This is a genomic window from Shewanella rhizosphaerae (assembly GCF_019457655.1).
GTDB lineage: Bacteria > Pseudomonadota > Gammaproteobacteria > Enterobacterales > Shewanellaceae > Shewanella > Shewanella loihica.
Map to the genome: position 1 here is coordinate 548,810 of NZ_CP080420.1, position 22,170 is coordinate 570,979.

Consider the following 22,170-nt stretch of genomic DNA (forward strand, 5'->3'; position numbering starts at 1 on the left):
AATGCTTGCCAATAAGAATAATAATTTAAGCCTCTTTGCGATTGTTATCTCGCTCGTCTGCCTACTGGCACCTCAGCTTGGTCGGGCGGCCGCTACCGACGAGATACTGCCGCTGCGCGAGCGTGCGGCGATGATCGACAGCCTGACTCAGAAGCGTGTGCAGCAACTGCTGCCCGACTTGATGCGCGAAACCAATATCGATATGTGGCTGCTGATCAGCCGTGAATATAACGAAGATCCCGTGCTGCAAACCCTGCTCCCTGCCACCTGGTTGTCGGCGCGGCGCACCACCATACTGGTATTTGCCCGCGATAAAGCGGGCGAGGTGAACGCCTATGCCATCGCGCCTTATAGCGTGGGGAATCTGTTTACCAAGGCCTGGGATAAGGAGGCGCATCCCAGTCAGTGGCAGGCGCTGAACGCCTTAGTGGAGCGTTATCAACCCAAGCGTATCGGGGTGAACCGCTCCGGTAGCTGGGCCCACGCCGACGGCCTGGTAGCGGGAGACGAGCAGCGGCTCTTGAGTCATCTGCCCGAGCGTTATCAACAGGCGCTGGTGTCTGCCGAGCCACTTGCGGTGGGCTGGCTTGAGCGCCGCATCCCAGAGGAGGTTGAGCTCTACCCCAGCCTGGTCAAGATGGCCCATGAGATCATCGCCCAGGGTTTTTCCAATCGGGTGATTAAGGTGGGGCAGACGACCAGCGAGGATCTGGTGTGGTGGTTTAGGGAGCGGGTACGTGAGCTGAAGCTCGACACCTGGTTTCAACCCAGCGTCACCATTCAGAGGGCTAAGCAGCAAGACCTGTCTGGCGATAGCGTAATTCTGCCGGGTGATCTCCTGCATGTGGACTTTGGTATCACCTACCTGAGATTGAATACCGATACCCAGCAACTCGCCTATGTACTGCGCGATGGCGAGACCCAGGCGCCCGACTATCTGGTAAGGGCGTTTAACTCTGGCAACCAGCTGCAAGACCTACTCACGGCTCAGTTTGCCGTGGGCAGGACGGGCAATGAGGTGCTCAAGGCGGCGCGCGAACAGGCCATCGCTGCTGGGCTGAAACCCACCATCTATTCTCATCCCATCGGCTATCACGGTCATGGCGCTGGCACTAGTTTAGGGATGTGGGATGCCCAGCAAGGGATCGCGGGATCCGGGGATCACCCTCTGCATCTCAATACCGCCTATTCCATCGAGCTCAATAACGCCGTGTTTATCCCCGAATGGGAGCGCGAGATCCGTATCATGCTGGAGGAAGATGCCATGTTTGACGCCAGCGGCGTCTGGTATCTGGATGGCCGCCAAACGGTACTGATCTTAATCGAACCGGAATTAAGTATGAGAGGTAAGTGAGCGGACTAATACATTTGTTGTATTTTTGTTGGCAGTCGATTGGCCTGGCAGTAGCTTCTAGTTTCTTTTTTTTGAGGGAACAAAAATCGTGACTAACTACAAGATACAAAAACATTTTTCGCTTATTTTAGGGGTTGTTTTATTAGGCCTGACCACAGGTTGTGCCACCTCTTATAAGGTTGATCCTGAGCTGGTGAGCCAGTTTAAACCTGAGGCGACGCCGACTCAGGAGCAAACCTTCGTCTATGTGATCCGCGGTGCTAACTTTCAGGGGGGCGCCCGCGGTGCCTGGGTAGCGGCTAACAAAGATGTGGTTGCCGATCTCTCTAACGGCAGTCATACCCTGTTAAAGCTGGCAACCGGGCTTAACTCTGTGCATCTGGTGCAGGGGCTGGTGGGCTTCGGTTATAGCCGGGTAGATAATCGTCCCGGTGAGACGGTATACCTGACCATAGACTACAACACGGGCAAGATGAAGGAGGTCGAGCGTGACCTTGGTGTCTCCATGATCATGCAGACCAAGAAGGCCAAAGATATCGGCGCGCCGAGAAAGAACGATGCCTACGATAACCTGTTGGCCAATCCAGCCTTGCTGGGTTTTCCCGTGATGAAGACTGGTGTCGAGCCGATTAAACCCGATGAGCACTCGGCGGTGATCAACTTCTATCGCATGGAGACGCTGATCGGCGAGGTGCCGTTCGATGTCTGGTCTGAAACCGGTTATGTGGGCAGTACCAAGGCGGGCACCTATTTTCAGGTAAGAGTCACTCCGGGCAAGCACACCTTCGTATCACTCTCCGAGCGTTATTCTGTGCTCGAAGCTGAGGTCGAGGCTGGCAAGGAGTATGTGGTCGAGTACGATGTCGACATGGGATGGAACCAGGCCCATGTGCAGATCTTGCCGATCGATCCCGTCAAGTCGGCTAAGACCATCAGGAAGTGGCAGGAGAAAGCCAGGCTGATGGAGCTGGATGAGACTGTGGTGCAGCAGCCCGAGTTTGCCCAGCGTGTTCAGATGGCGAAGGAATACCTGACGCCAAAATTTAAGAGCATAGATGCTGGCGAGATGAGCACGCGTGCCTTGACTAAGCAGCACGCGCTCTAGTCTCTAGGCTCTAGGCTCTAGGCTCTAGGCTCTAGTCTCTAGGCTCTAGGCTCTAGTCTTTAGGGACTAGGCCTTGCCTCTCATAAGCGGATCACTCTTAGGTGGTTCGCTTTTTGTTTTTTAGCCACCGCGAATATAAGCCAGTGTGAGCCAGCCCTCAGTTTCATTTCATAAGATCTCCCACAATTAAGTTATTGGCGTGCGCCAATAACTCATCAACATTTAATCGATAAAGGGAATGGCCATGCCAAGACCCAAAAAATGTCGCCGCCTGCAGTGCCGTCCACCCTGCAGCCTGTTTAAGCCTAATGGGATCCCAAGCGTGGAGCTGGAGAAGATCCAGCTGGAGGCCGACGAATTTGAGGCCCTGGCGCTGGGAGATGTGCAGCGTCTCAGCCAGTTGGAGGCGGCCGCGTCCATGGGGATCTCCCGCCAGACCTTCGGCAATCTGCTGGCCAGTGCCCGCCACAAGGTGGCGACGGCGATCACTCAGGGGCAGGCCATAGTGCTGCCGATATCGAACCAATAAGGAATCATCATGATAATTGCTATGCCCATGAGCAGGGGCCGTCTGGCGGCGCATTTTACCAAGGCGCAGCGCATCGGCTTCTTCAACGAATATCACCAGCTGATCACCAGCTTCGATAACCCGGCCATAGGTGGCGGTGGTTGTCGCGCCAAGAGTGAGCTGCTCAGCCTGATCAAGGCGCAGAAGACAGACATAGTGATAGTGCAGCATATCGGCGAGCGCATGCTGGGTAAGTTGCTGGCGGCGGGGATAAGCGTCAGCCAGGGTGACAACACTGAGAGTATCGAAGTGCTGCTTAGCCAGACTCAGCTGCTGGAACGTCGTCTGCTGGACGCCTCACAGGGACGGGCTTCCCTCAATCACGCCAAGAAGGGCGGCTGCTGCGCCAGCGGGGGAGACTGTGGTTCGGCCGAGGGCGGATGTGGCTGCGGCGGTCATAAGCCTATGTCTGCGGTATCGAGTTTGCTACAAAAGCCTGAGTCAGCCCAGGGTGAACAGGCGTCTGTCTCCTATAGCGGCTTTCGACCCCTGAGTTAGGCCCATCAGTCCAGCAATTGATAGGGGCGAGCGATCGCCTCTCTCACCTCGGCCATGGCAAACACCTTCATGAAGCGAGCGAACGCCTGACCTTGAAAGTAGAGCTCGACGACGGGAAGGCTGAACACCCTGTGGGCGGCGGCAATATCGGCCTGCTGCTCACAGTCGATATAGCAGAGGCGCATCTTGGGAAATTCCTCGGCCAGCATCTGTAGCAGCCTGGGCTTGATACTCTGACAAACGCCACAGTGGGCGCCGCCAAAGAGCAGGAGCACGGCCTCATGGGTGGCTAAGTAGTCGTCCAAGGCGTCATTCGACTCTATGTTATCTGCAATTAACTGTGCCATCTGCATTACCCTTGTCTTTCATGCTCTCTTTCGCCTCGAATCTCTCGAGAGGCTTCGCAAGTGTTACGCCACTTATTGAGCATGCCTCTAAAGAGGTATTTAAATTCAATATCATAGCCTAATTTACCTACCTGGTTCACACTTCTTTTGTTCGGCTCGAATATCCGTTGTCCGCCATCTCTGCTCTGAGTAGACTGGCGGTAATAAAGCTATATTCAAGATGTTTGTTTAGTCCCTTATTCAGACTGAGGCGCAGCAGATGCTAAATATCGATGATCCTAGCGTGGTCGACAAGACACCGGCGATTTGGCGCCTGGGGTTTAGGCCCTTCTTCCTGGGTGGCGCCCTGCTGGCGACCCTGTATGTGCCCCTGTGGTTGATCACCTGGTATCTGCCTGAGTTGAGCCTGCTGAGATCTCAGTTCTGGGTCAAGGTGGTGCCGCTCTGGTGGCATCCTCACGAGTTACTCTTCGGTTTTGCCATGGCGATCGTCTCGGGCTTCCTGCTCACCTCGGTGCAGACCTGGACCAATCAGCCTAGCCTCAAGGGCTGGCCCCTAGCCTTGGTATTTGCCTGCTGGTTGCTGGCGCGGGTGCTGCTATTGTCGCCGTTTGAGCTGCCGGTGTGGCTGCCCGCGCTGTTTGACAGCCTCTTCTTGCTGCTGACGGCGGCCAAGCTCTGGTCTTGCATCTACCGGGTCAAGCAGTGGCGCAACATAGGCTTTCCCATCATGTTGCTGGTGGCCACGGGGATCAACCTGCTGAGTTACTACGCCCTGAGCCAGCGCGATTTCGTGCTGAGCCACCATATCTGGCAGGGGATGCTCTGGTGGCTGGGGCTGTTGATCACCATAGTGGGCGGCCGGGTGATCCCATTCTTTACCGCTGTGCGTATCAAACAGGCCAAACCCGAGCCGATTAAGGCGTTGGATCTCAGCCTGATTGCCTTGATGATCTTGTTGATTGCCCAGGGGATCACTAAATACCTCGCGCCCGGGGGCGAGCAAGCTTTGCTGGCGGTGACGGCGCTGGCACACCTGCTGCGCTGGAGTCGCTGGCAGCCCCACAAGACGCTCGGCGAGCCCATGCTCTGGTCCTTGCAGCTGGCCTATCTCTGTCTGCCCCTGACCCTGGCGGCGCTCGCCTGGAACATAGATGATGAAAATGCCTATCGCCATCTGCTGCATCTGTTTGCCATCGGCACCATGGCGGGGCTCTGCCTGTCGATGATCTCCCGGGTCTCCTTGGGCCATACCAGCCGTAACATCTATAAGGGCCCCAAGATGTCACTGGCCTTTATGGGCATCACGCTGGCGGCGCTGTGCCGGGCCGTGATGCCGCTGTGGTTTCCCGAGTATAGCGAGCTGTGGCTGTGGATAGCCGGCAGCTGCTGGAGCCTGGCCTTCGGTTGGTTTGTCTGGTGCTACGCGCCCATATTAACCCGGCCCAGAGTCGACGGACGTCCGGGTTAGCCCAGAGACAATCTATCCCAGACACAAGTAGTCATTTAAATGAGTGTGGAAGTGTAATGAAGAAACTAACTGCCATCGCATTGAGCCTGCTAGGCTGGTGCACCCTGAGTCAGGCGCTCGCCGCAGATATTAGCCCCGAGAAGATGAAGGCCAAATATCCTAATCAGTATGCCAGCTGGCAGGCGACTTCGACCCAGGCGGCGCGCAGCGACATGCTGGCCAGCTATCCCGCCGCCATTATTCTCTGGGCGGGCTCGGCCTACGCCAAGGAGTACCATAGCCCTCGGGGGCATCAGTTTGCGGTGGCCGACGTGACCCATACCCTGCGCACAGGTGTACCGCCGGGAGAGGGCAAGAAGGGGCTGTCGGCGAGCTGCTGGACCTGTAAGTCCCCCGACGTGCCAAGGCTTATCGATGAGCTGGGGGTCGAAGGCTTCTCGGCAAAGAACTTCACCGATCTCGGCACCGAAATGAACAGTGTGGTCTACTGCAGCGACTGTCATGAGCAGGGCAAGGCGGAGTTGACCCTGCCGCGTCCTCACGCCCGCGACGCCATGGCCAAGGTCCATCTGCCCTTCGACAAGCAGGATGAGGCGATGCAAGGGGCGCAGGTGTGTGGCCAGTGTCATGTGACCTACTACTTTCAGCCGGAGCGCAGCAACAAGGTTAACATTCCCTGGATCTTCGGCAGCAGCGCGGATCTTATCGAGAAATATTACGATACCCGCCGCTTCTACGAATGGATCCATCCCGTCTCTAAGACGCCCATCCTCAAGGCGCGTCATCCTGAGTTTGAGCATTGGAGCCGCAGCGAACACGCCAAGGTGGGTGTCACCTGCGTGACCTGCCACATGCCGGCGGCAACCGACGGTGAGGGCAAGGCCTACACCAACCATCAGGTGGGCAAGGCACTGCCAAACTATGACGTTGTGTGTCAGGGCTGCCATGAGAATAAACAGGCCTTGATGAAACAGCTCACCTCGGCCAAGTCCCAGATAGCCGAGAAGGCGAGACGTGTGGAGCAGCTGCTGGTCAAGGCTCACTATGAGGCGGGAGCCGCCTGGGATGCGGGCGCGAGCTGGGCAATTATGAACGATGCCATCATGGCGATCCGTCATGCACAGTGGCGCTGGGATTTCGCCATGTCATCCCACGGCAGCTATGCCCATAACCCCCAGGAGGCTAACGCCCTGCTGGACACGGCGATCCTTCAGGCCGAACATGCCCGCCGCGCGCTTAGCGAAATTCTCAGCATGTTGTCTGTTACCCAGGTGAACTACCCGGACATCTCCACCAAGGAGGCAGCGCAGCAGGCGGTGGGGATCGAGCTGGATAAGCTGACCGAGGCTAAGCAGGCCTTTATCAAGCAAGAGGTGGACAAACACTGGCCCGCGGTGAGCCGAACTGGTTACTAATCTACTGGCTTTCAAGTTTACGTAATTAAAAGCACCGGCCTGGATATTGGGCCGGCGTTTTTTTGTTGCTAGCGTTTGAGCAGCGGATATTGGTTGTCGAAGGCCTGGCATTTCTCTTTAAGAAACTCGATGCAGGTGCGGACCTTGTGGTTTGGGTATTCCGTTTGCAGATAGGTGAGCTGCAGAGGGATGGGGTCGGCCAGATAGTCGGTCAGCAGCAGCTCGAGTCTGCCCTCTGTGACCTCCTGGGCCACATCGAACCAGCTCTTATAGGCGATCCCTTCTCCCGCCAAGGCCCACTCCTTAATCACGGCACCGTCGTTGCAACTCTTGCTGCCCGTCAGCTCGACCTCTAGGGGCTGTTGTTTGTCGGCAAAACGCCATTTGTGCCATGGGGTGTTACCGCGGTTGAGCAGTAAGACCTTATGTTGGCTAAGCTGCTGGGGATGGCTCGGGCGACCATGTCGCGCTAAGTAGCCTGGGGAGGCTACCGTCACTCTGTGCATGCGCGCCAGTTGCCGACGCATCAGGGAGGAGTCCTGCAGCTCACCGTATCTCAGCGCCAGGTGGACATTCTGAGCGATGAGATCGTCCAGCTGATCGCCGAAATAGAGCCTCAGGGTCAGCTCGGGGGCCTGGGCCGCTAGCTCATCCAGCCAGGCTCTTACCCGGTTGCGGCCAAGATCTGAGGGGAGGGCGATGCGCAGCTCGCCCCTGAGTTCGCCTCGCTTGTCGGCGAGGGCGTCGCTGGCACCTTGCAGCAGGCTGAGGGCCTGACGCCCGGTGTCGATGAAGGCCTGGCCCTCCTCGGTGAGCTGCATGTTGCGGGTCGAGCGGGCGAACAGCTGACAGTTGAGCTTATGTTCCAGACGTTGCAGGGCGGCGCTGGCGGAGGCAGGTGTCATGCCCAATTCGCGGGCGGCGGCCGATACGCTGTGCAGATCGGCGATGCGGATCGCCAGTTGCAGATCTTTGAGATGATACATATCAAAAATTTTTTGAAAATGATTTCAATACTAGCCTAATTATCAAATTATGTAACTGGTAATAGACTCTGTTTCATCGAACAACTTGAACTGCATCTGCCGCGACCTGTCGGCATAAGGAAACCCGATGAAACTCTTTAACTCCTACCAGATGGGCCAGCATACTTTGGCCAACCGTATCGTGATGGCGCCCATGACACGCTCACGCACCAGCCAGCCGGGCAACTTGCCCAACCAGATGATGGCCACCTACTACGCCCAGCGCGCCTCGGCGGGGCTGATAGTGACCGAGGCGACCCAGATCTCAGGCGATAGCCAGGGATATTCCTTCACTCCTGGCATCTATACCCAGGCGCAGATCGACGGCTGGCGTCAGGTGACAGATGCGGTGCACAGTGCGGGCGGTAAGAGCTTCAATCAGCTCTGGCATGTGGGCCGGGTGTCTCATCCTGTTTTTCAGGGTGGCGAGGCGCCCATGGCACCCTCGGCCATTAAGCCGGAGGGAACCCAGGTCTGGGTGGTCGATGAAGCGCACCCCGAGGGGCAGATGGTCGATTGTCCGACGCCCAGAGAGATGACCCAGGCGGATATCGACCGTGTGGTCAAGGACTTTGCCGATGCGGCGAGCAATGCGGTGACCGCCGGCTTCGATGGGGTGGAGATCCACGGCGGTAATGGTTACCTCATCGATCAGTTCCTGCGTACCAACTCTAACAAGCGCCGGGATGCCTACGGCGGCAGCGGTGAGAAACGTATTCGCTTCCTGCTTGAGGCGGTGGCGGCTGTGAGCGAAAGAATAGGCGCCGGTCGGGTCGGCGTGCGTCTCGCTCCCTTCGTGACCTTTAAGGATATGAACTGCCCGGAGATCGTCGATACCATCTTGCTGGCAGCCGGCTCGCTGTCAAAGATGGGGGTCGCCTATATTCATCTGTCAGAGGCGGATTGGGATGATGCGCCGCAGATCCCCGAGTCTTTCAGGGTGCAGCTGCGCCACCTGTTCGACGCCACTATTATCGTTGCCGGACGCTACGATCTTGCCAGAGCCAGCGAAGTGCTAAGCAAGGGCTATGCGGATCTGGTGGCCTTCGGTCGTCCCTTTATCGCCAACCCGGACCTGCCCCACAGATTGCAGCAGCAGTTGCCGCTGGCAAGCTTCGACAAGGGGCCGCTGTTTGGCGGTGGCGAGGCGGGATATACGGACTATCCCGCTGCGAGTTAGGCATAATAAAAATCTGATGGGAGGTATTCCCTTAGCCCCAAGGATTAGTACAAGGGCTAGGGGATTAATCGACTCAGTGCCTGAGATCAGAGATCAGGTGCCACTGCCGGCGGCCCATCTCCAATATCACCCCAACGGCGAGTCCGGCGGCGGTATTGATAGTCAGGCAGACGGCGGCGGTGGATAAGATCACAAAGATGCAGAAGGGTTTGCCATCGAGGAAGCGTTTCGACCAGGCCAGTTGCAGGCCGGCGATCGCCAGCAGACTTCCCAGGATCGCAAGAGGGATCAGGGACAGCACCTGGGCTATGGTATCGCCCCAGCACAGGGCGACCAGCAGGCAGCAGATACCGAACAGGGCCGGGGCGCGCCAGCTGCGGGCACCAAAGTGATATTGCACCGCCAGGCCGCCCGCGCCATGGCACATGGGTGTTGCGCCAAGTGGTGCCAGCAACAGGTTTGCCCAGCCCGAGCTGGTGGCCAGGCGCCGCGGCGCGAAACGTTTGTCATCGATTAGCCTATCTTGGGGAAACTTCTCTCCGGCCATGGCCGAAGTGGCAATCACCGCATTGGTGAGTGTGAGTGCCAGTTGCGGTAGCACTAACAGCAGGGCGGCAGATTGCCACTCGTCGATATTGGGCCAGCCCAGTTGCCAGTCAGTGGTGGCCGACAGGGTGAAGCTGGGGGCCGAGCCCTGGTTTGCCTGCCACAGCACGCCTAGCACCAATACCAGGGGCATGGCCAGGTAGGGAAGCGGCATGAAACGGCTCATAAACAGGGCGCTGAAGGCCAGTATGCCGATGAGCCAGGTGCCGCTCATCATCTGCCCGCCCATCCAGATGAGTTGCAGGCCGATAGCCAGTTGTATACCTATGCTCACGGCGGGGGATAGCTGTTTGGCCATCCAGCCGATGGCGCCGCTATAGGCCAGCAGCAAGAGTATGAGTCCCATCAGGATACCGCTGGCCTGCAGCATGCCGGGCGTGAGTCCCTGGGCGATCACCAGAGCCGCGATCACCTTCATCGGCTGCACAGGAATGGGCCGACGATAGAAGTAGGCGGTAAAGAGGGCGAACAGGCCGAAGCCGAGAAAGATCCCCTGAGGGGAGAAATGGTTGATGGCGATCAGGCCGAGCACCAGTGGCAGAAAGGTGCCGAGATCGGCGAAGGCACCGCTGAATTCTCCTATGTGTTTGTTTAGCTGGTTAACGTCTTGGGTGTTACATCTCATATTACTTGCCGTGGGAAATCATCACTCATTTCATGGCAAATTTAATGCCATGTTTTTTGTAGGCTTTTATCGGTAAAACCGAGGCAAAATGGGCCATTTGGCTAAAGCGGGTGAGACAAGTTGTCACACTCTTGGTCGACATTGGGTCAAGAGATCTCAACATTAATTATTGCTAATCATTCAAAAAGTGTGCGATTGCTGCGGATTTCTGGTCGGATGTGTGTGTTAGTGTTTCGCTTCTGTCAAATGAAAAAGGGGTCAAGTGATGGAAGAGAAGCAGTTAATCAAATTGGGGATTGTGCCTTTGCTGGTGGCTACGTCATTCTTGCTGTCGGCTTGTGCCAGCCAGAGAGACATCATGATAGACCAAGGATATCCGGTCGCCTATGCCGATGGTTACGACGATGGATGCCATAGTGGCAATAAGGCGGGCGGCAGCCTGTTCGATCAGTTCAAGAAGGATGTCGCCAAGTTCGACGCCGATAAGCAGTATGCTCAGGGATGGTCCGACGGCTTCAAGCAATGCGAGTCTGAGCAGGAAGCGATTCAGCGCCAGGTGAGGCTGAATCTGGAGCAGCAGAAACTCGACGAGCAGAAGAAACATAACGCCTGGGAAGAGAAGAAGGCGATGGAGCGCGAGGCGCTAAAGGGGGTAGACACCAGCGGCCTGAAGAGCCTGTCTCAATCTTAGCGACTAAGCTTAGGTTAAATGCAAAGGCCCGCGAGCGGGCCTTTCTTATGCCTTAAAACTGGTTGTGCATATCATTTAAGGCGTTGTGTAGCAGGTCGTCGTGATGGGCACTGGCATGCTGATCGTCTCTGGGATCGTCGATATCCACAAGCGATGGATGAGGCTTCTCTTTCTCATGCTCCTCCAGCAGCGGGTTGTCGAACTGATCCGCCTGAGTCAGGGTGAGATCGTCTGCGTCGAAGTGCTCCGTGGCCATCAGCGGCGTCTCCAGATCTGGCTGAGGCTTAGTGTGACTCTCGACTTGAGCCAAATCATGCTGACTAAGCCCCACCATCTGCAGATAGTGGTCCACGGGGGCGAGCGCCGCAGCCGCCAGTGGGCGGCCGTCTGCCTCTGTATGAGAGGGTTCGGTGCCACGTGCCGCCAACTCATGGGGCTGGCTATGCACTGGCTTGTCATCCAGGTCTGCAGCATGCTTATCCTCTTCCTTACCTTCGTCCATCGGGATGACAATTACTTGGGCATCATCGATCGCATCTTGGTCGCCATCCCATTGGGGAGTATCGTGCAGCTCAGGCGGCGGTGGCGGCGGGGCAGGGCTAGTGGTGACAGGGGTGACCGTCATATCTACCAACTGGGTCGATAGTTGGTTGTGACCACTGTGGCCGTGAACATAGGTGATATCCAAATTTACTTCCACATCCACATTGGAGGAGTGGCTGTCGTGATAGAGGATATGAAAGATATCGTGATGGGTTTCCGAGGTGGTTTCCCCCGCCCAGTGGGTGCCGCCGGCAGCCTTATCGCCAGGTGTCGGTGCCTGGTTATAGACATAATCCACATGGCCGGTATCTGGATCTATGGTGAGTGTGCCGTACTGACCCCTGAGGCTCAGGGTGGGGTGACCATGACCGTCATCGATTGCCCAGGCGCCCTTGGTGGGAGCATTGGGGGTAAGCTGTTGCAGTAGCGGCGGCGCAATGAGATCGCCCGAGATGTGGGAGCCTATGGCGCCAGTCCCCGTCGGTGTAGGCGGCGTGAGAAAACTCATGCTGGGGATCGGGTTGGCGTGGTCGACCACATACAGGGGGCTGCTCATCTGGGCGTGGTTACCCGCCAGATCGCTGACCATGGCCTTGATCTCCAGGCTGCCGCCCGGCAAGGCATCGACCTCGGCGGCGCTCAGCTGAGTGCTCCAGCAACCGTTATGCACGTTGGCATGGTATTGCTGCCCACCGATGGAGACGGTCACCCTCTGCCCCTCTTCGACATTAGTGACCGTGCCGCTGATGGTGAGAGCTTGATGCTGCTCGCCGGCTTGTAGCATGTTGTCGCCGGCGATGGGGTTCATGTCTATGCTGGCCTGGGTATCGACCCGGTATTGATGGCTCTCCGTGGCGCTTCCCTGGTTGCCGGCAAGATCTGTGGTGATCAGTGAGGCATTGATCTCATGGGCGCCGGCCAGTGCACTACCGGGCACCTGCACGCTGAAATGCCCCTGGCTGTCCACCTGTCCCTGATAGGTCTGTTGCCCTATGGCCAGGGTGATTGGCGTACCGGCGGGCACCTCGCTGTTGACGCTGCCCGTGACCGCTATGCTTCTGCCCGCCTCGGCGGCATTGACCAGATTATCTGGCGTGATGGCGTCGAGTCGTATCTGGGGGAGCGGCGCCTGATTATCCAGCTCAAAGTCGAGTTGGGTGTGGGGCGATGCGTGGCCGAAGGCGTCGGTCTGACGCACCCACAGTTGGTTGTGGCCCTGCACCGGCGTAAATTGCGACTGCCAATGCTGACCGCCGTCGATCGAATATTCCACCCGCATGCCGGCGAGCTGGCCACCTATGGTCAGGCTGGCGTCTGTGGTGATGCCATCACTGCTGGACTGGCCGGTATCATGGGTCAGCGCCAAGGTGAGGGGCGGTATATTGGTGTTGAGGCTGAGCGGTAAGCCGTTAAATTGGCTGCTGCTGGCCGAGGCCTGATTGCCCGCTACGTCTTGCCCGCGCACGCTGATGGTGAGCTCGCCATCGGGCAGCGATGAGAGGTCGATATGCTCGAAATTAATATACTGATGATCGGGATGACTCACGCTGCCACCAATGGCATCGTGGTGTTGAGGGTCGATCACCAGGGGCTGACCGCCGCCACTGCTGCTGATCACCAGCTGAGTCAGCTCGCTATCCTTGGGCAGGTAGACCTGCACCACCAACTCGCCATGGCCATTCAGTGAGGCGCTATGTACGGCTATGTCTGTCTGGGTGTCGAGTGTGAGCGCGAGCGGTGTGGCCTGCACAGTTTGTTGACTGCCGGGGGCCTGGGCAGTGGCAGTGAGCTGGTGCACGCCTTCGCTAAGGCCGCTGAGTGCAACGCTGTAGTGTCCCTGAGCATCACTTAACACACTGGTGAGCTTGTTGCCTTGCTCATATAGGGTGACCAAGGAGAAGGGAATGTCGGTCTGCCCCTCGACCACAGGGTGGGTGTCATGGGTGATCCCGTCGCTGTCGGAGACTCCGGTATCGCTGCTATGACTCAGTACTAGGGTGATGGCGTTGCCTATGGTCTGTGTTGGTGTCTGCTGGGGTTTAGTGTCCACCAGCTGTGATGGGCTGGTGACTGTGGCATGCAATTGGGGTTGCAGGCCTGTGCCGGTTGGCATGGTGAGGCTAACCCTTGCATCGAAGCTGATAAATTTGGTCTCGCTGCCGCCATGGTTGTCACTGACCTGCACCTCGAAGGTGTCTGTGCCTTGGTACTGACCGCTGGCCTTGTCATAATGCATGCCGGCGACGCTCTGATTGAGGCGGTAGCTGTAGGCGCCTGTGTCCGGGTCGACAACCAGGGTACCAAATTGTCCCGTTTGCTGGGCAACCGAGAAGCTGTGGCTGTCTTGGCTGTCGGGGTCTTGTACCGTGAGATGCCCAGTGGTGCTGGAGAGCTGCACCACACCTAGCTTGGGAGCATCGTTGGTGCCGGTTATCTTGATGACGATATCCTGCGCCGTGCCGTCTAAGGTATAGACTCTGTGGGTAACCAAGACCTCCTGATGTTCGCTCAGCTGTTGTAGCCTGGCGTTGTCGACGTCGTAGGTCCAGCTGCCGTCGGCGCCGATATGCAGACTGCCGCCGAAGGGATCGTCCACTTGTGTCGCCGTGCCTGCTTGGAAGGCCGCCTGTCCCGCGTCGGGATCCTGCACATTGAGCTGGCCCGAGATGGCTATCTGGTTGTGGGCGTCCTGATGTTGATCTTCGACAAGCTCGCCCTGGGTATCCCCCGAGACCTGGGCCTGGTCACTCACCGCCGCCAGTGTGGTGCTGGCGCCTGTGTGAGTCACTCCGCCGTGAGCATCTTTGACGTCATAGGTAAAGTGTACCGCGCCGTTGTAGTCCTTCTCAGGGGTGAAGGTGAAGCTGCCGTCGGGGTTGGTGGTGATAGTTCCATGATCGGCCTGGAGATTGGCGACCGTGAGTTGGCCGGCGTCGTTGTCGTCGACATCCTTGGCGTGGGCCAGCAGCTGCGCCGGGGTGAGCCGCATCTGGGTATCTTCCTGGCCGTCGCCGAGACGGACGGCAGAGCTGATCACCGGCTTATCGTTGGTGCCATGCACAGTCACGCTGATGGTTTGGCTGGCACTGCCGTCGATGGAGGTGACGGTAAAGGTCTTATTGAATGACTCATTAGAACCTAAGTGCTGCACATTAGCGTTGTCGATAGTGTATGACCAGCGTCCGGAAGCATTGATTTGGAAATGCCCCCCTTCAGGTGTGTTGATGCTTTGTGGGATAAAGCCCGCCTGGTCATGGTCTGGATCGATCACAGTGAGGTTGCCGCCACTCCAGATCTGATTCGGCGTATTGCCTGGACTGAGATGATCTTCATAGGCATGGTTATTCAGACTCGAATACTTACCGACTTCGATGCGCGCCTGGTTATCTTCGCCGATGATCTTGACCATGATGGTGAGGCGCTGGCCGTCACTGGTTTTTATCTCATAGGGAATTTCCATCGACTCGCCGCTATGCAGACTGCCGACAAGATCATCTGCATGGTGATTTAAGGCCGCATCTAAATCGAATTCATATTTACCACCAGGCCAGATGGTAAGGTGGCCTGGTTCCATGCCTTGACCTATGTATTTCCCACTAAACATAAAGTCTGTTTGGTCGCCGCTGTCGGGGTCGAACAGCTGTAGATGGCCCCGGTAGGTGACCTTCTGGCTATCGATCGCTTGTGTCTCCGTCATCTGGATCACGTTAGAAACCAGGGATGCCTTATCATCTGTGCCTTGTATGATCAGTTTGGCCGTCTGCTCTGTGCTGCCGCCGTGGCCATCCTCGACCCGATAGGAGAGGGTGATCGCCTGGTTTTGTCCCTTGGCAAGGTGCTCGAAGGCGGGATCTGTGGCATCGACCACTAGGCTGTGGCCATCCGGCGCCAGTGTTACGCCCGCCGGGAGTTGGCTCGAGGTTGGCTGGCCATCGACGCTGATGCTGAGGTGGCTGATGGATAAGCTATCGCCTTCCTTGTCGGTGGCTCCTTGAAGCAGATCTATCGCGCGTAGTTGGGGTTCGCCTTCCGTTATATGCTCTTCGAACGGCGACACATCCGGCGCGTCATTGACCGCCGCCAGTGTGGTGCTGGCGCCTGTGTGAGTCACTCCGCCGTGAGCATCTTTGACGTCATAGGTAAAGTGTACCGCGCCGTTGTAGTCTTTCTCCGGCGTGAAGCTGAAGCTGCCGTCGGGGTTCGCGGCAATCGAACCGTGGTCTGCACGCAGATTTTCGATCGTGAGTCGACCTAGGTCATTGGCATCGACATCGACGGTATTTTGTAGCAATTGGCTCTGGGTTAATACCTGCGTCGTATCTTCTCGCCCCGAATGTAATAACACTTCCGAGGAGCAGTAAGGGCGATCATTGTCACCATGAATCGTGATGACAATATCATGGGATGTACCGTCTTTGGCGTAGACTGTGATGGTATCGGTGAAACTCTGCCCTTCGCCAAGCTGATCTATCTTACGGCCTACTGTATCGGCACCTGCTGAGACGTAATAGGACCAGCTGCCATCTTGCTGCATAATAACTTGACCGTATTGGCCTGTGTAGGGCTTGCCCTGTTGGGTATTGAATGAGGCCTCATTGTTATCGGCATCTATGATAGTGAGTTTGCCGTCGATGTGAATGGTATCGTTCCATAGCTTAGCGATATTGCCATGACTGTGATCGGGTGAGCGGTCGGTGTAGTCGTTGCCATTGTCTTGGTAGCTATGATTTTCATGCACGTCGGCGGTATCTACGCCGCCAATTATGGCTTTATCATCGGTTCCCTGAATAGTGATAGTTACCGGAGTTTCGGTGCCATCGACACTGTGAACAAGCAGCGTTTCGGTGAGTGACTCGCCTGATTTGAGCCCCTGAATGGCAGTTTGAGAATTATCGGTGCTGTAGGTCCAGTGACCGAGATCGTTGATGGTAAGGGTGCCGTATTGGCCCTGTAGGCTGGTGGCGATGAACTGGTTTTGGCCGCTGTCGGCATCGGTCACCGTCAGCGCACCGTCCACTCTCAGTTGCCCTTGATAGAGGTCTCTGTCTTCGGTCACTGTGCCCGTTGACGTGCCAACAATGATCGCCTTGTCGTCAGTACCATTTATGCTGACTGTGACTTTATGTTCGCTGCCGTCGATGCTATGAACAAACAGGGTCTCGGTGAGTGACTCGCCGGACTTGAGCCCCTGTATCGCAGTTTGTGAGTTATCTGCAGTGTAAGTCCAGTGGCCGAGATCGTTGATGGTCAGTGTGCCGTATTGGCCCTGCAAACTGGTGGCAACAAATTGGTTTTGACCACTATCGGCATCGGTCACCGTCAGCGCGCCATCGACCCTGAGCTGACCCTGATAGAGGTCTCTGTCTTCGGTAACCGCCCCCGTTGAAGCGCCGCCAATCACCGCCTTATCGTCCGTGCCATTTATGCTGACTGTGACCTTCTGCTCTGTGCCATCAATGCTGTGAACAAACAGAGTCTCTGTGAGTGACTCGCTGGACTTTAGCTCCTGAATCGCGGCTTGGGCGTTGTCGGCTGTGTAAGTCCAGTGGCCGAGATCGTTAATAGTCAGGGTGCCGTACTGACCTTGGAGGCTAGTGGCAATGAACTGGTTTTGGCCGCTATCAGCGTCGGTGACCGTCAGCGCACCGTCCACCCTTAGCTGTCCCTGGTAGAGGTCTCTATCTTCAGTCACGCTGGCTGTTGCGGTACCGCCAATCACCGCCCTGTCGTCCGTGCCATTGATGGTAACTGTGACTTTCTGTTCTGTGCCATCGACGCTGTGAACAAACAGGGTTTCTGTGAGGGACTCACCAGACTTGAGCCCTTGTATCGCGGGCTGGGAGTTGTCGGCTGTGTAACTCCAGTGGCCGAGATCGTTGATGGTCAGGGTGCCGTATTGGCCTTGCAGGCTGGTGGCGATGAACTGGTTTTGCCCGCTGTCGGCATCGGTGACCGTCAGCGCACCATCGACCCTGAGTTGTCCCTGGTAGAGATCTTTGTCCTCAGTTACAGTTCCCGTGGCCGTGCCGCCAATCACAGCCCTGTCGTCTGTTCCATTGATGGTTACCGTGACTTTCTGCTCTGTGCCATCGATGCTGTGAACAAGCAGGGTCTCGGTGAGTGATTCGCCGGACTTGAGTCCCTGAATGGAGGCTTGGGAGTTATCGGCCGTGTAGGTCCAGTGGCCGAGGTCGTTAATAGTCAGAGTGCCGTATTGGCCTTGCAGGCTGGTGGCGACAAATTGCGCCTCACCATGATCGGCATCGGTTACCGTCAGTGCACCATCGACTCTCAGTTGTCCTTGATAGAGGTCTCTGTCCTCGGTCACGCTGGCTGATGCCGCGCCGCCAATCACAGCCTTATCGTCCGTGCCATTGATGGTGACAGTCACCTTCTGCTCGCTGCCGTCAATGCTGTGAACAAACAGGGTCTCAGTCAGCGACTCAACAGATTTGAGCCCTTGTATTGCGGCCTGTGAGTTGTCGGCTGTGTAAGTCCAGTGGCCGAGATCGTTAATAGTCAGAGTGCCGTATTGCCCCCGCAGGCTGGTGGCGATGAACTGGTTTTGGCCGCTGTCGGCATCGCTCACTGTGAGCGCGCCATCGATCCTGAGCAGCCCCTGATAGAGGTCTCTATCTTCGGTAACCGCCCCGGTTGAAGGGCCGCCAATCACAGCTTTATCGTCGGTACCATTAATGGTGACGGTCACCTTCTGCTCTGTGCCATCGATGCTGTGAACAAACAGGGTTTCTGTGAGCGACTCACCGGACTTTAGCCCCTGAATGGCGGCCTGGGAGTTGTCTGCTTTGTAGGTCCAGTGGCCGAGGTCGTTAATGGTGAGGGTGCCGTACTGACCTTGCAGGCTGGTGGCAATGAACTGGTTTTGGCCACTGTCGGCATCGGTCACCGTCAGCGCGCCGTCCACCCTCAGCTGTCCCTGGTAGAGGTCTCTGTCTTCGGTAACCGCCCCGGTTGAAGCGCCACCAATGACCGCCTTGTCGTCCGTGCCATTGATGGTGACGGTCACCTTCTGCTCGCTGCCGTCAACGCTGTGAACAAACAGGGTTTCAGTCAGCGACTCGCCGGATTTTAGTTCCTGAATAGCGGTTTGAGAATTGTCGGCCGTGTAGGTCCAGTGGCCGAGATCGTTAATAGTCAGAGTGCCGTACTGACCCTGAAGCGTGGTGGCAACAAATTGCGCCTCGCCATGATCGGCGTCGGTGACCGTCAGCGCGCCATCGACCCTAAGTTGGCCTTGGTAGAGGTCTCTGTCCTCATTAACAGTCCCCGTGGCTGTTCCGCCAATCACAGCCCTGTCGTCTGTGCCATTGATGGTTACCGTGACTTTCTGCTCAGTGCCATCGACGCTGTGAACAAGCAGGGTCTCGGTGAGTGACTCGCCGGACTTGAGTCCCTGAATGGCGGTTTGAGAGTTGTCGGCCGTATAGGTCCAGTGACCGAGATCGTTGATGCTGAGGGTGCCGTATTGGCCCTGTAGGCTGGTGGCGACAAATTGCGCCTCGCCATGATCGGCATCGGTGACCGTCAGCGCGCCATCGACTCTTAGTTGGCCTTGATAGAGATCTCTGTCCTCGGTCACGCTGGCTGATGCGGCGCCGCCAATCACAGCCTTATCGTCTGTGCCATTGATGGTGACGGTCACGTTCTGCTCGCTGCCGTCAATGCTGTGAACAAGCAGAGTCTCGGTAAGGGATTCGCCGGACTTGAGCCCCTGAATGGCGGCCTGTGAGTTGTCGGCTGTGTAAGTCCAGTGGCCGAGATCGTTAATAGTCAGAGTGCCGTATTGCCCCCGCAGGCTGGTGGCGATGAACTGGTTTTGGCCGCTGTCGGCATCGCTCACCGTGAGCGCGCCATCGATCCTGAGCAGCCCCTGATAGAGGTCTCTATCTTCGGTAACCGCCCCGGTTGAAGCGCCGCCAATCACAGCTTTATCGTCGGTGCCATTGATGGTGACCGTGACCTTCTGCTCACTGCCATCAATTGAGTGAACAAACAGGGTCTCGGTGAGGGACTCGCCGGATTTCAGCCCCTGAATGGCGGCCTGGGAGTTGTCTGCTTTGTAGGTCCAGTGGCCGAGGTCGTTAATGGTGAGGGTGCCGTATTGTCCCTGCAGGCTGGTGGCGACAAATTGCGCCTCACCATGATCAGCGTCGGTGACCGTGAGTGCGCCATCGACCCTTAGCTGCCCCTGATAGAGGTCTTTGTCTTCGGTAACCGACCCGGTTGAAGCGCCGCCAATCACAGCCCTGTCGTCTGTGCCATTAATGGTGACGGTGACCTTCTGCTCTGTACCATCGATTGAGTGTACATAAAGAGTTTCGGTGAGCGACTCGCCGGATTTGAGCCCCTGAATGGCGGTTTGAGCGTTGTCGGCCGTGTAGCTCCAGTGGCCATTTGAGTCAATCGACAAGGTACCAAATTGGCCTTGTAGTGAGGTTGCTTGGAACTGAGTTTGACCACTGTCCGCATCGGTGACCGTCAGCGTACCATCGACTCTCAGTTGTCCCTGGTAGAGGTCTTTGTCTTCGGTCACGGCTCCCTTGGCGGCGCCAATTACCGCCCTGTCGTCTGTGCCGTTTATGGTCACTGTCACCTTCTGCGCTGTGCCATCGACACTGTGAACAAACAGAGTCTCTGTGAGTGACTCACCAGACTTGAGCCCCTGAATGGCGGTTTGAGAGTTGTCGGCGGTGTAAGTCCAGTGGCCGAGATCGTTAATAGTCAGAGTGCCGTATTGCCCTTGGAGTGTGGTGGCAATGAAGTGAGCATCGCCGCCATCGGGATCGATAACCGTCAGTTGCCCCGATGTCTGTAGCTGCCCGGCCACTAGGTCTCTGTCTTCTGTCACCGAGCCGCTGGCCATGCCATGGATGATGGCTCGCTGATCTGCGCCGTGAACTGCTATTGTCACTATCTGGCTGACGGGTTGTCCCGAGCTGTCGGTTGCCGTGACTCTGAAGGTCTCAGTGGCCACCTGGCCCGCATGAAGGGCCAGGGTGTTGGGCGAGCTATTATCGAGCCGATACTGCCAGACACCTGTATCTGGGTCGATAACCAGTTCGCCATAGACGCCGGATGAGTGGGGCACGGCCCAATGAATGCTGTCACCCGTGTCCGGATCCGTAGCGATCAATTGCCCCGACACCCGATCAACCGAGCCCAATTCGTTGAGACTGGCGTGATGAACGCCGGAGATCACCGGCAGATCGTTACTGCCCTCGACGGAGACGCGTATGACGCTGCTGACTCTGTTGCCCAGATTGTCTGTGGCCGTAATGGTAAAGGTTTCATTGTGGTGCTCGCCTTCGAACAGGGCATTGGTCTTGGCATCGAAGTTGTTGAGATGATAGTGCCACTCACCCGTGCTTGGATTGAGCACGAGATCGCCATATTGTCCCTTGCTGGTCTCCACCGACCAGGTGACGGCGTCCTTAGTGTCGCCGCTGGCTGCGAGTTTGCCCGATACCGTATCGATAACACTATTTTCTTTAATCGTTTGAAAATCTTGTTGACTATCAATATGTAACGGATTTTCATGCGTGCCAGTGCCAGTGCCAGTGCCAGTGCCAGTGCCAGTGCCAGTGCCAGTGCCAGTGCCAGTGCCAGTGCCAGTGCCAGTGCCAGTGCCAGTGCCAGTGCCAGTGCCAGTGCCAGTGCCAGTGCCAGTGCCAGTGCCAGTGCCAGTGCCAGTGCCAGTGCCAGTGCCAGTGCCAGTGCCAGTGCCAGTGCCAGTGCCAGTGCCAGTGCCAGTGCCAGTGCCAGTGCCAGTGCCAGTGCCAGTGCCAGTGCCAGTGCCAGTGCCAGTGCCAGTGCCAGTGCCAGTGCCAGTGCCAGTGCCAGTGCCAGTGCCAGTGCCAGTGCCAGTGCCAGTGCCAGTGCCAGTGCCAGTGCCAGTGCCAGTGCCAGTGCCAGTGCCAGTGCCAGTGCCAGTGCCAGTGCCAGTGCCAGTGCCAGTGCCAGTGCCAGTGCCAGTGCCAGTGCCAGTGCCAGTGCCAGTGCCAGTGCCAGTGCCAGTGCCAGTGCCAGTGCCAGTGCCAGTGCCAGTGCCAGTGCCAGTGCCAGTGCCAGTGCCAGTGCCAGTGCCAGTGCCAGTGCCAGTGCCAGTGCCAGTGCCAGTGCCAGTGCCAGTGCCAGTGCCAGTGCCAGTGCCAGTGCCAGTGCCAGTGCCAGTGCCAGTGCCAGTGCCAGTGCCAGTGCCAGTGCCAGTGCCAGTGCCAGTGCCAGTGTGTGCCAGTGCCAGTGCCAGTGCCAGTGCCAGTGCCAGTGCCAGTGCCAGTGCCAGTGCCAGTGCCAGTGCCAGTGCCAGTGCCAGTGCCAGTGCCAGTGCCAGTGCCAGTGCCAGTGCCAGTGCCAGTGCCAGTGCCAGTGCCAGTGCCAGTGCCAGTGCCAGTGCCAGTGCCAGTGCCAGTGCCAGTGCCAGTGCCAGTGCCAGTGCCAGTGCCAGTGCCAGTGCCAGTGCCAGTGCCAGTGCCAGTGCCAGTGCCAGTGCCAGTGCCAGTGCCAGTGCCAGTGCCAGTGTCAGTGCCAGTGCCAGTGCCAGTGCCAGTACTCGTTCCTGTCAGCGAGACCTGAGGGTCGGTAGTGGGGCGGTCAGTTGTTGGGGGCTGAGTGCCTGTTTGCTGTGTGCTCGGCTGCTGTGTCGAGCCAGTGCTCGGCTGTGGTGGCTTGTGAGCAGGTGTCTCGCTGCTCGTCAGGGTCACCTGAAAGGCGGGCGGCGTGCC

Annotated in this window: 12 protein-coding genes; 8 read left to right on the forward strand and 4 right to left on the reverse strand. The window is 57.4% G+C overall.

Annotation, left to right across the window (positions count from 1 at the left end; translation table 11 throughout):
- The first annotated feature begins 1 nt into the window (after position 1).
- From K0I63_RS02525 to K0I63_RS02540, 4 genes are all read left to right on the forward strand, one after another.
- Entirely contained in the window at positions 2-1,354 is a 1,353-nt protein-coding gene (locus K0I63_RS02525; protein WP_220082423.1) for a M24 family metallopeptidase, read from the forward strand.
- 88 nt (positions 1,355-1,442) lie between these two features.
- A complete protein-coding gene (locus K0I63_RS02530; RefSeq protein ID WP_220082424.1) occupies positions 1,443-2,459 on the forward strand; it encodes a DUF2846 domain-containing protein in 1,017 nt (338 codons plus the stop codon).
- A 244-nt stretch (positions 2,460-2,703) separates the two neighbouring features.
- Positions 2,704-2,988 carry a DUF134 domain-containing protein gene (locus K0I63_RS02535; RefSeq protein ID WP_220082425.1) on the forward strand — a complete coding sequence of 95 codons (285 nt, stop codon included), beginning with the start codon at positions 2,704-2,706 and terminating at the stop codon, positions 2,986-2,988.
- 9 nt (positions 2,989-2,997) lie between these two features.
- On the forward strand, positions 2,998-3,525 hold the full coding sequence (locus tag K0I63_RS02540; RefSeq protein ID WP_220082426.1) for a NifB/NifX family molybdenum-iron cluster-binding protein: 528 nt from the start codon (positions 2,998-3,000) through the stop codon (positions 3,523-3,525).
- 5 nt (positions 3,526-3,530) lie between these two features.
- On the opposite strand, the gene K0I63_RS02545 is transcribed toward K0I63_RS02540, so the two are convergent.
- On the reverse strand, positions 3,531-3,872 hold the full coding sequence (locus K0I63_RS02545) for a thioredoxin family protein (RefSeq protein WP_220082427.1): 342 nt from the start codon (positions 3,870-3,872) through the stop codon (positions 3,531-3,533).
- A 259-nt stretch (positions 3,873-4,131) separates the two neighbouring features.
- On the opposite strand from K0I63_RS02545, the gene K0I63_RS02550 reads away from it, so the two are divergent.
- Positions 4,132-5,343 (forward strand): NnrS family protein, encoded by a 1,212-nt coding sequence (locus K0I63_RS02550; RefSeq protein ID WP_220082428.1) that lies wholly within the window; start codon positions 4,132-4,134, stop codon positions 5,341-5,343.
- 56 nt (positions 5,344-5,399) lie between these two features.
- Positions 5,400-6,758 carry an ammonia-forming cytochrome c nitrite reductase subunit c552 gene (locus tag K0I63_RS02555; RefSeq protein WP_220082429.1) on the forward strand — a complete coding sequence of 453 codons (1,359 nt, stop codon included), beginning with the start codon at positions 5,400-5,402 and terminating at the stop codon, positions 6,756-6,758.
- Between the two features lie 68 nt (positions 6,759-6,826).
- On the opposite strand, the gene K0I63_RS02560 is transcribed toward K0I63_RS02555, so the two are convergent.
- Positions 6,827-7,744: a LysR family transcriptional regulator gene (locus K0I63_RS02560; protein ID WP_220082430.1), complete on the reverse strand. Its 918-nt coding sequence runs from the start codon at positions 7,742-7,744 to the stop codon at positions 6,827-6,829.
- A 127-nt stretch (positions 7,745-7,871) separates the two neighbouring features.
- On the opposite strand from K0I63_RS02560, the gene K0I63_RS02565 reads away from it, so the two are divergent.
- Entirely contained in the window at positions 7,872-8,963 is a 1,092-nt protein-coding gene (locus K0I63_RS02565) for an alkene reductase (protein WP_220082431.1), read from the forward strand.
- Positions 8,964-9,036: 73 nt separating this feature from the next.
- Here the strand turns inward: K0I63_RS02565 and K0I63_RS02570 are convergent, their stop codons facing one another.
- Complete coding sequence (locus tag K0I63_RS02570) at positions 9,037-10,194, reverse strand: putative sulfate/molybdate transporter (protein WP_220072991.1); 1,158 nt, start codon at positions 10,192-10,194, stop codon at positions 9,037-9,039.
- A 265-nt stretch (positions 10,195-10,459) separates the two neighbouring features.
- On the opposite strand from K0I63_RS02570, the gene K0I63_RS02575 reads away from it, so the two are divergent.
- Entirely contained in the window at positions 10,460-10,885 is a 426-nt protein-coding gene (locus K0I63_RS02575) for a hypothetical protein (protein WP_220082432.1), read from the forward strand.
- A gap of 52 nt (positions 10,886-10,937) precedes the next feature.
- Here K0I63_RS02575 and K0I63_RS02580 read toward each other — a convergent pair whose 3' ends face one another.
- Positions 10,938-21,995: a VCBS domain-containing protein gene (locus K0I63_RS02580; RefSeq protein WP_491573757.1), complete on the reverse strand. Its 11,058-nt coding sequence runs from the start codon at positions 21,993-21,995 to the stop codon at positions 10,938-10,940.
- Positions 21,996-22,170: the final 175 nt, after the last annotated feature.

Excerpts from the sequence above, each read along its gene's own strand:
- K0I63_RS02525 (WP_220082423.1), top strand. The coding sequence starts at position 2 with ATGCTTGCCAATAAGAATAATAATTTAAGCCTCTTTGCGATTGTTATC.
- K0I63_RS02535 (WP_220082425.1), top strand. The coding sequence starts at position 2,704 with ATGCCAAGACCCAAAAAATGTCGCCGCCTGCAGTGCCGTCCACCCTGC.
- K0I63_RS02540 (WP_220082426.1), top strand. The coding sequence starts at position 2,998 with ATGATAATTGCTATGCCCATGAGCAGGGGCCGTCTGGCGGCGCATTTT.
- K0I63_RS02545 (WP_220082427.1), bottom strand. The coding sequence starts at position 3,872 with ATGGCACAGTTAATTGCAGATAACATAGAGTCGAATGACGCCTTGGAC.
- K0I63_RS02550 (WP_220082428.1), top strand. The coding sequence starts at position 4,132 with ATGCTAAATATCGATGATCCTAGCGTGGTCGACAAGACACCGGCGATT.
- K0I63_RS02555 (WP_220082429.1), top strand. The coding sequence starts at position 5,400 with ATGAAGAAACTAACTGCCATCGCATTGAGCCTGCTAGGCTGGTGCACC.
- K0I63_RS02560 (WP_220082430.1), bottom strand. The coding sequence starts at position 7,744 with ATGTATCATCTCAAAGATCTGCAACTGGCGATCCGCATCGCCGATCTG.
- K0I63_RS02565 (WP_220082431.1), top strand. The coding sequence starts at position 7,872 with ATGAAACTCTTTAACTCCTACCAGATGGGCCAGCATACTTTGGCCAAC.
- K0I63_RS02570 (WP_220072991.1), bottom strand. The coding sequence starts at position 10,194 with ATGAGATGTAACACCCAAGACGTTAACCAGCTAAACAAACACATAGGA.
- K0I63_RS02575 (WP_220082432.1), top strand. The coding sequence starts at position 10,460 with ATGGAAGAGAAGCAGTTAATCAAATTGGGGATTGTGCCTTTGCTGGTG.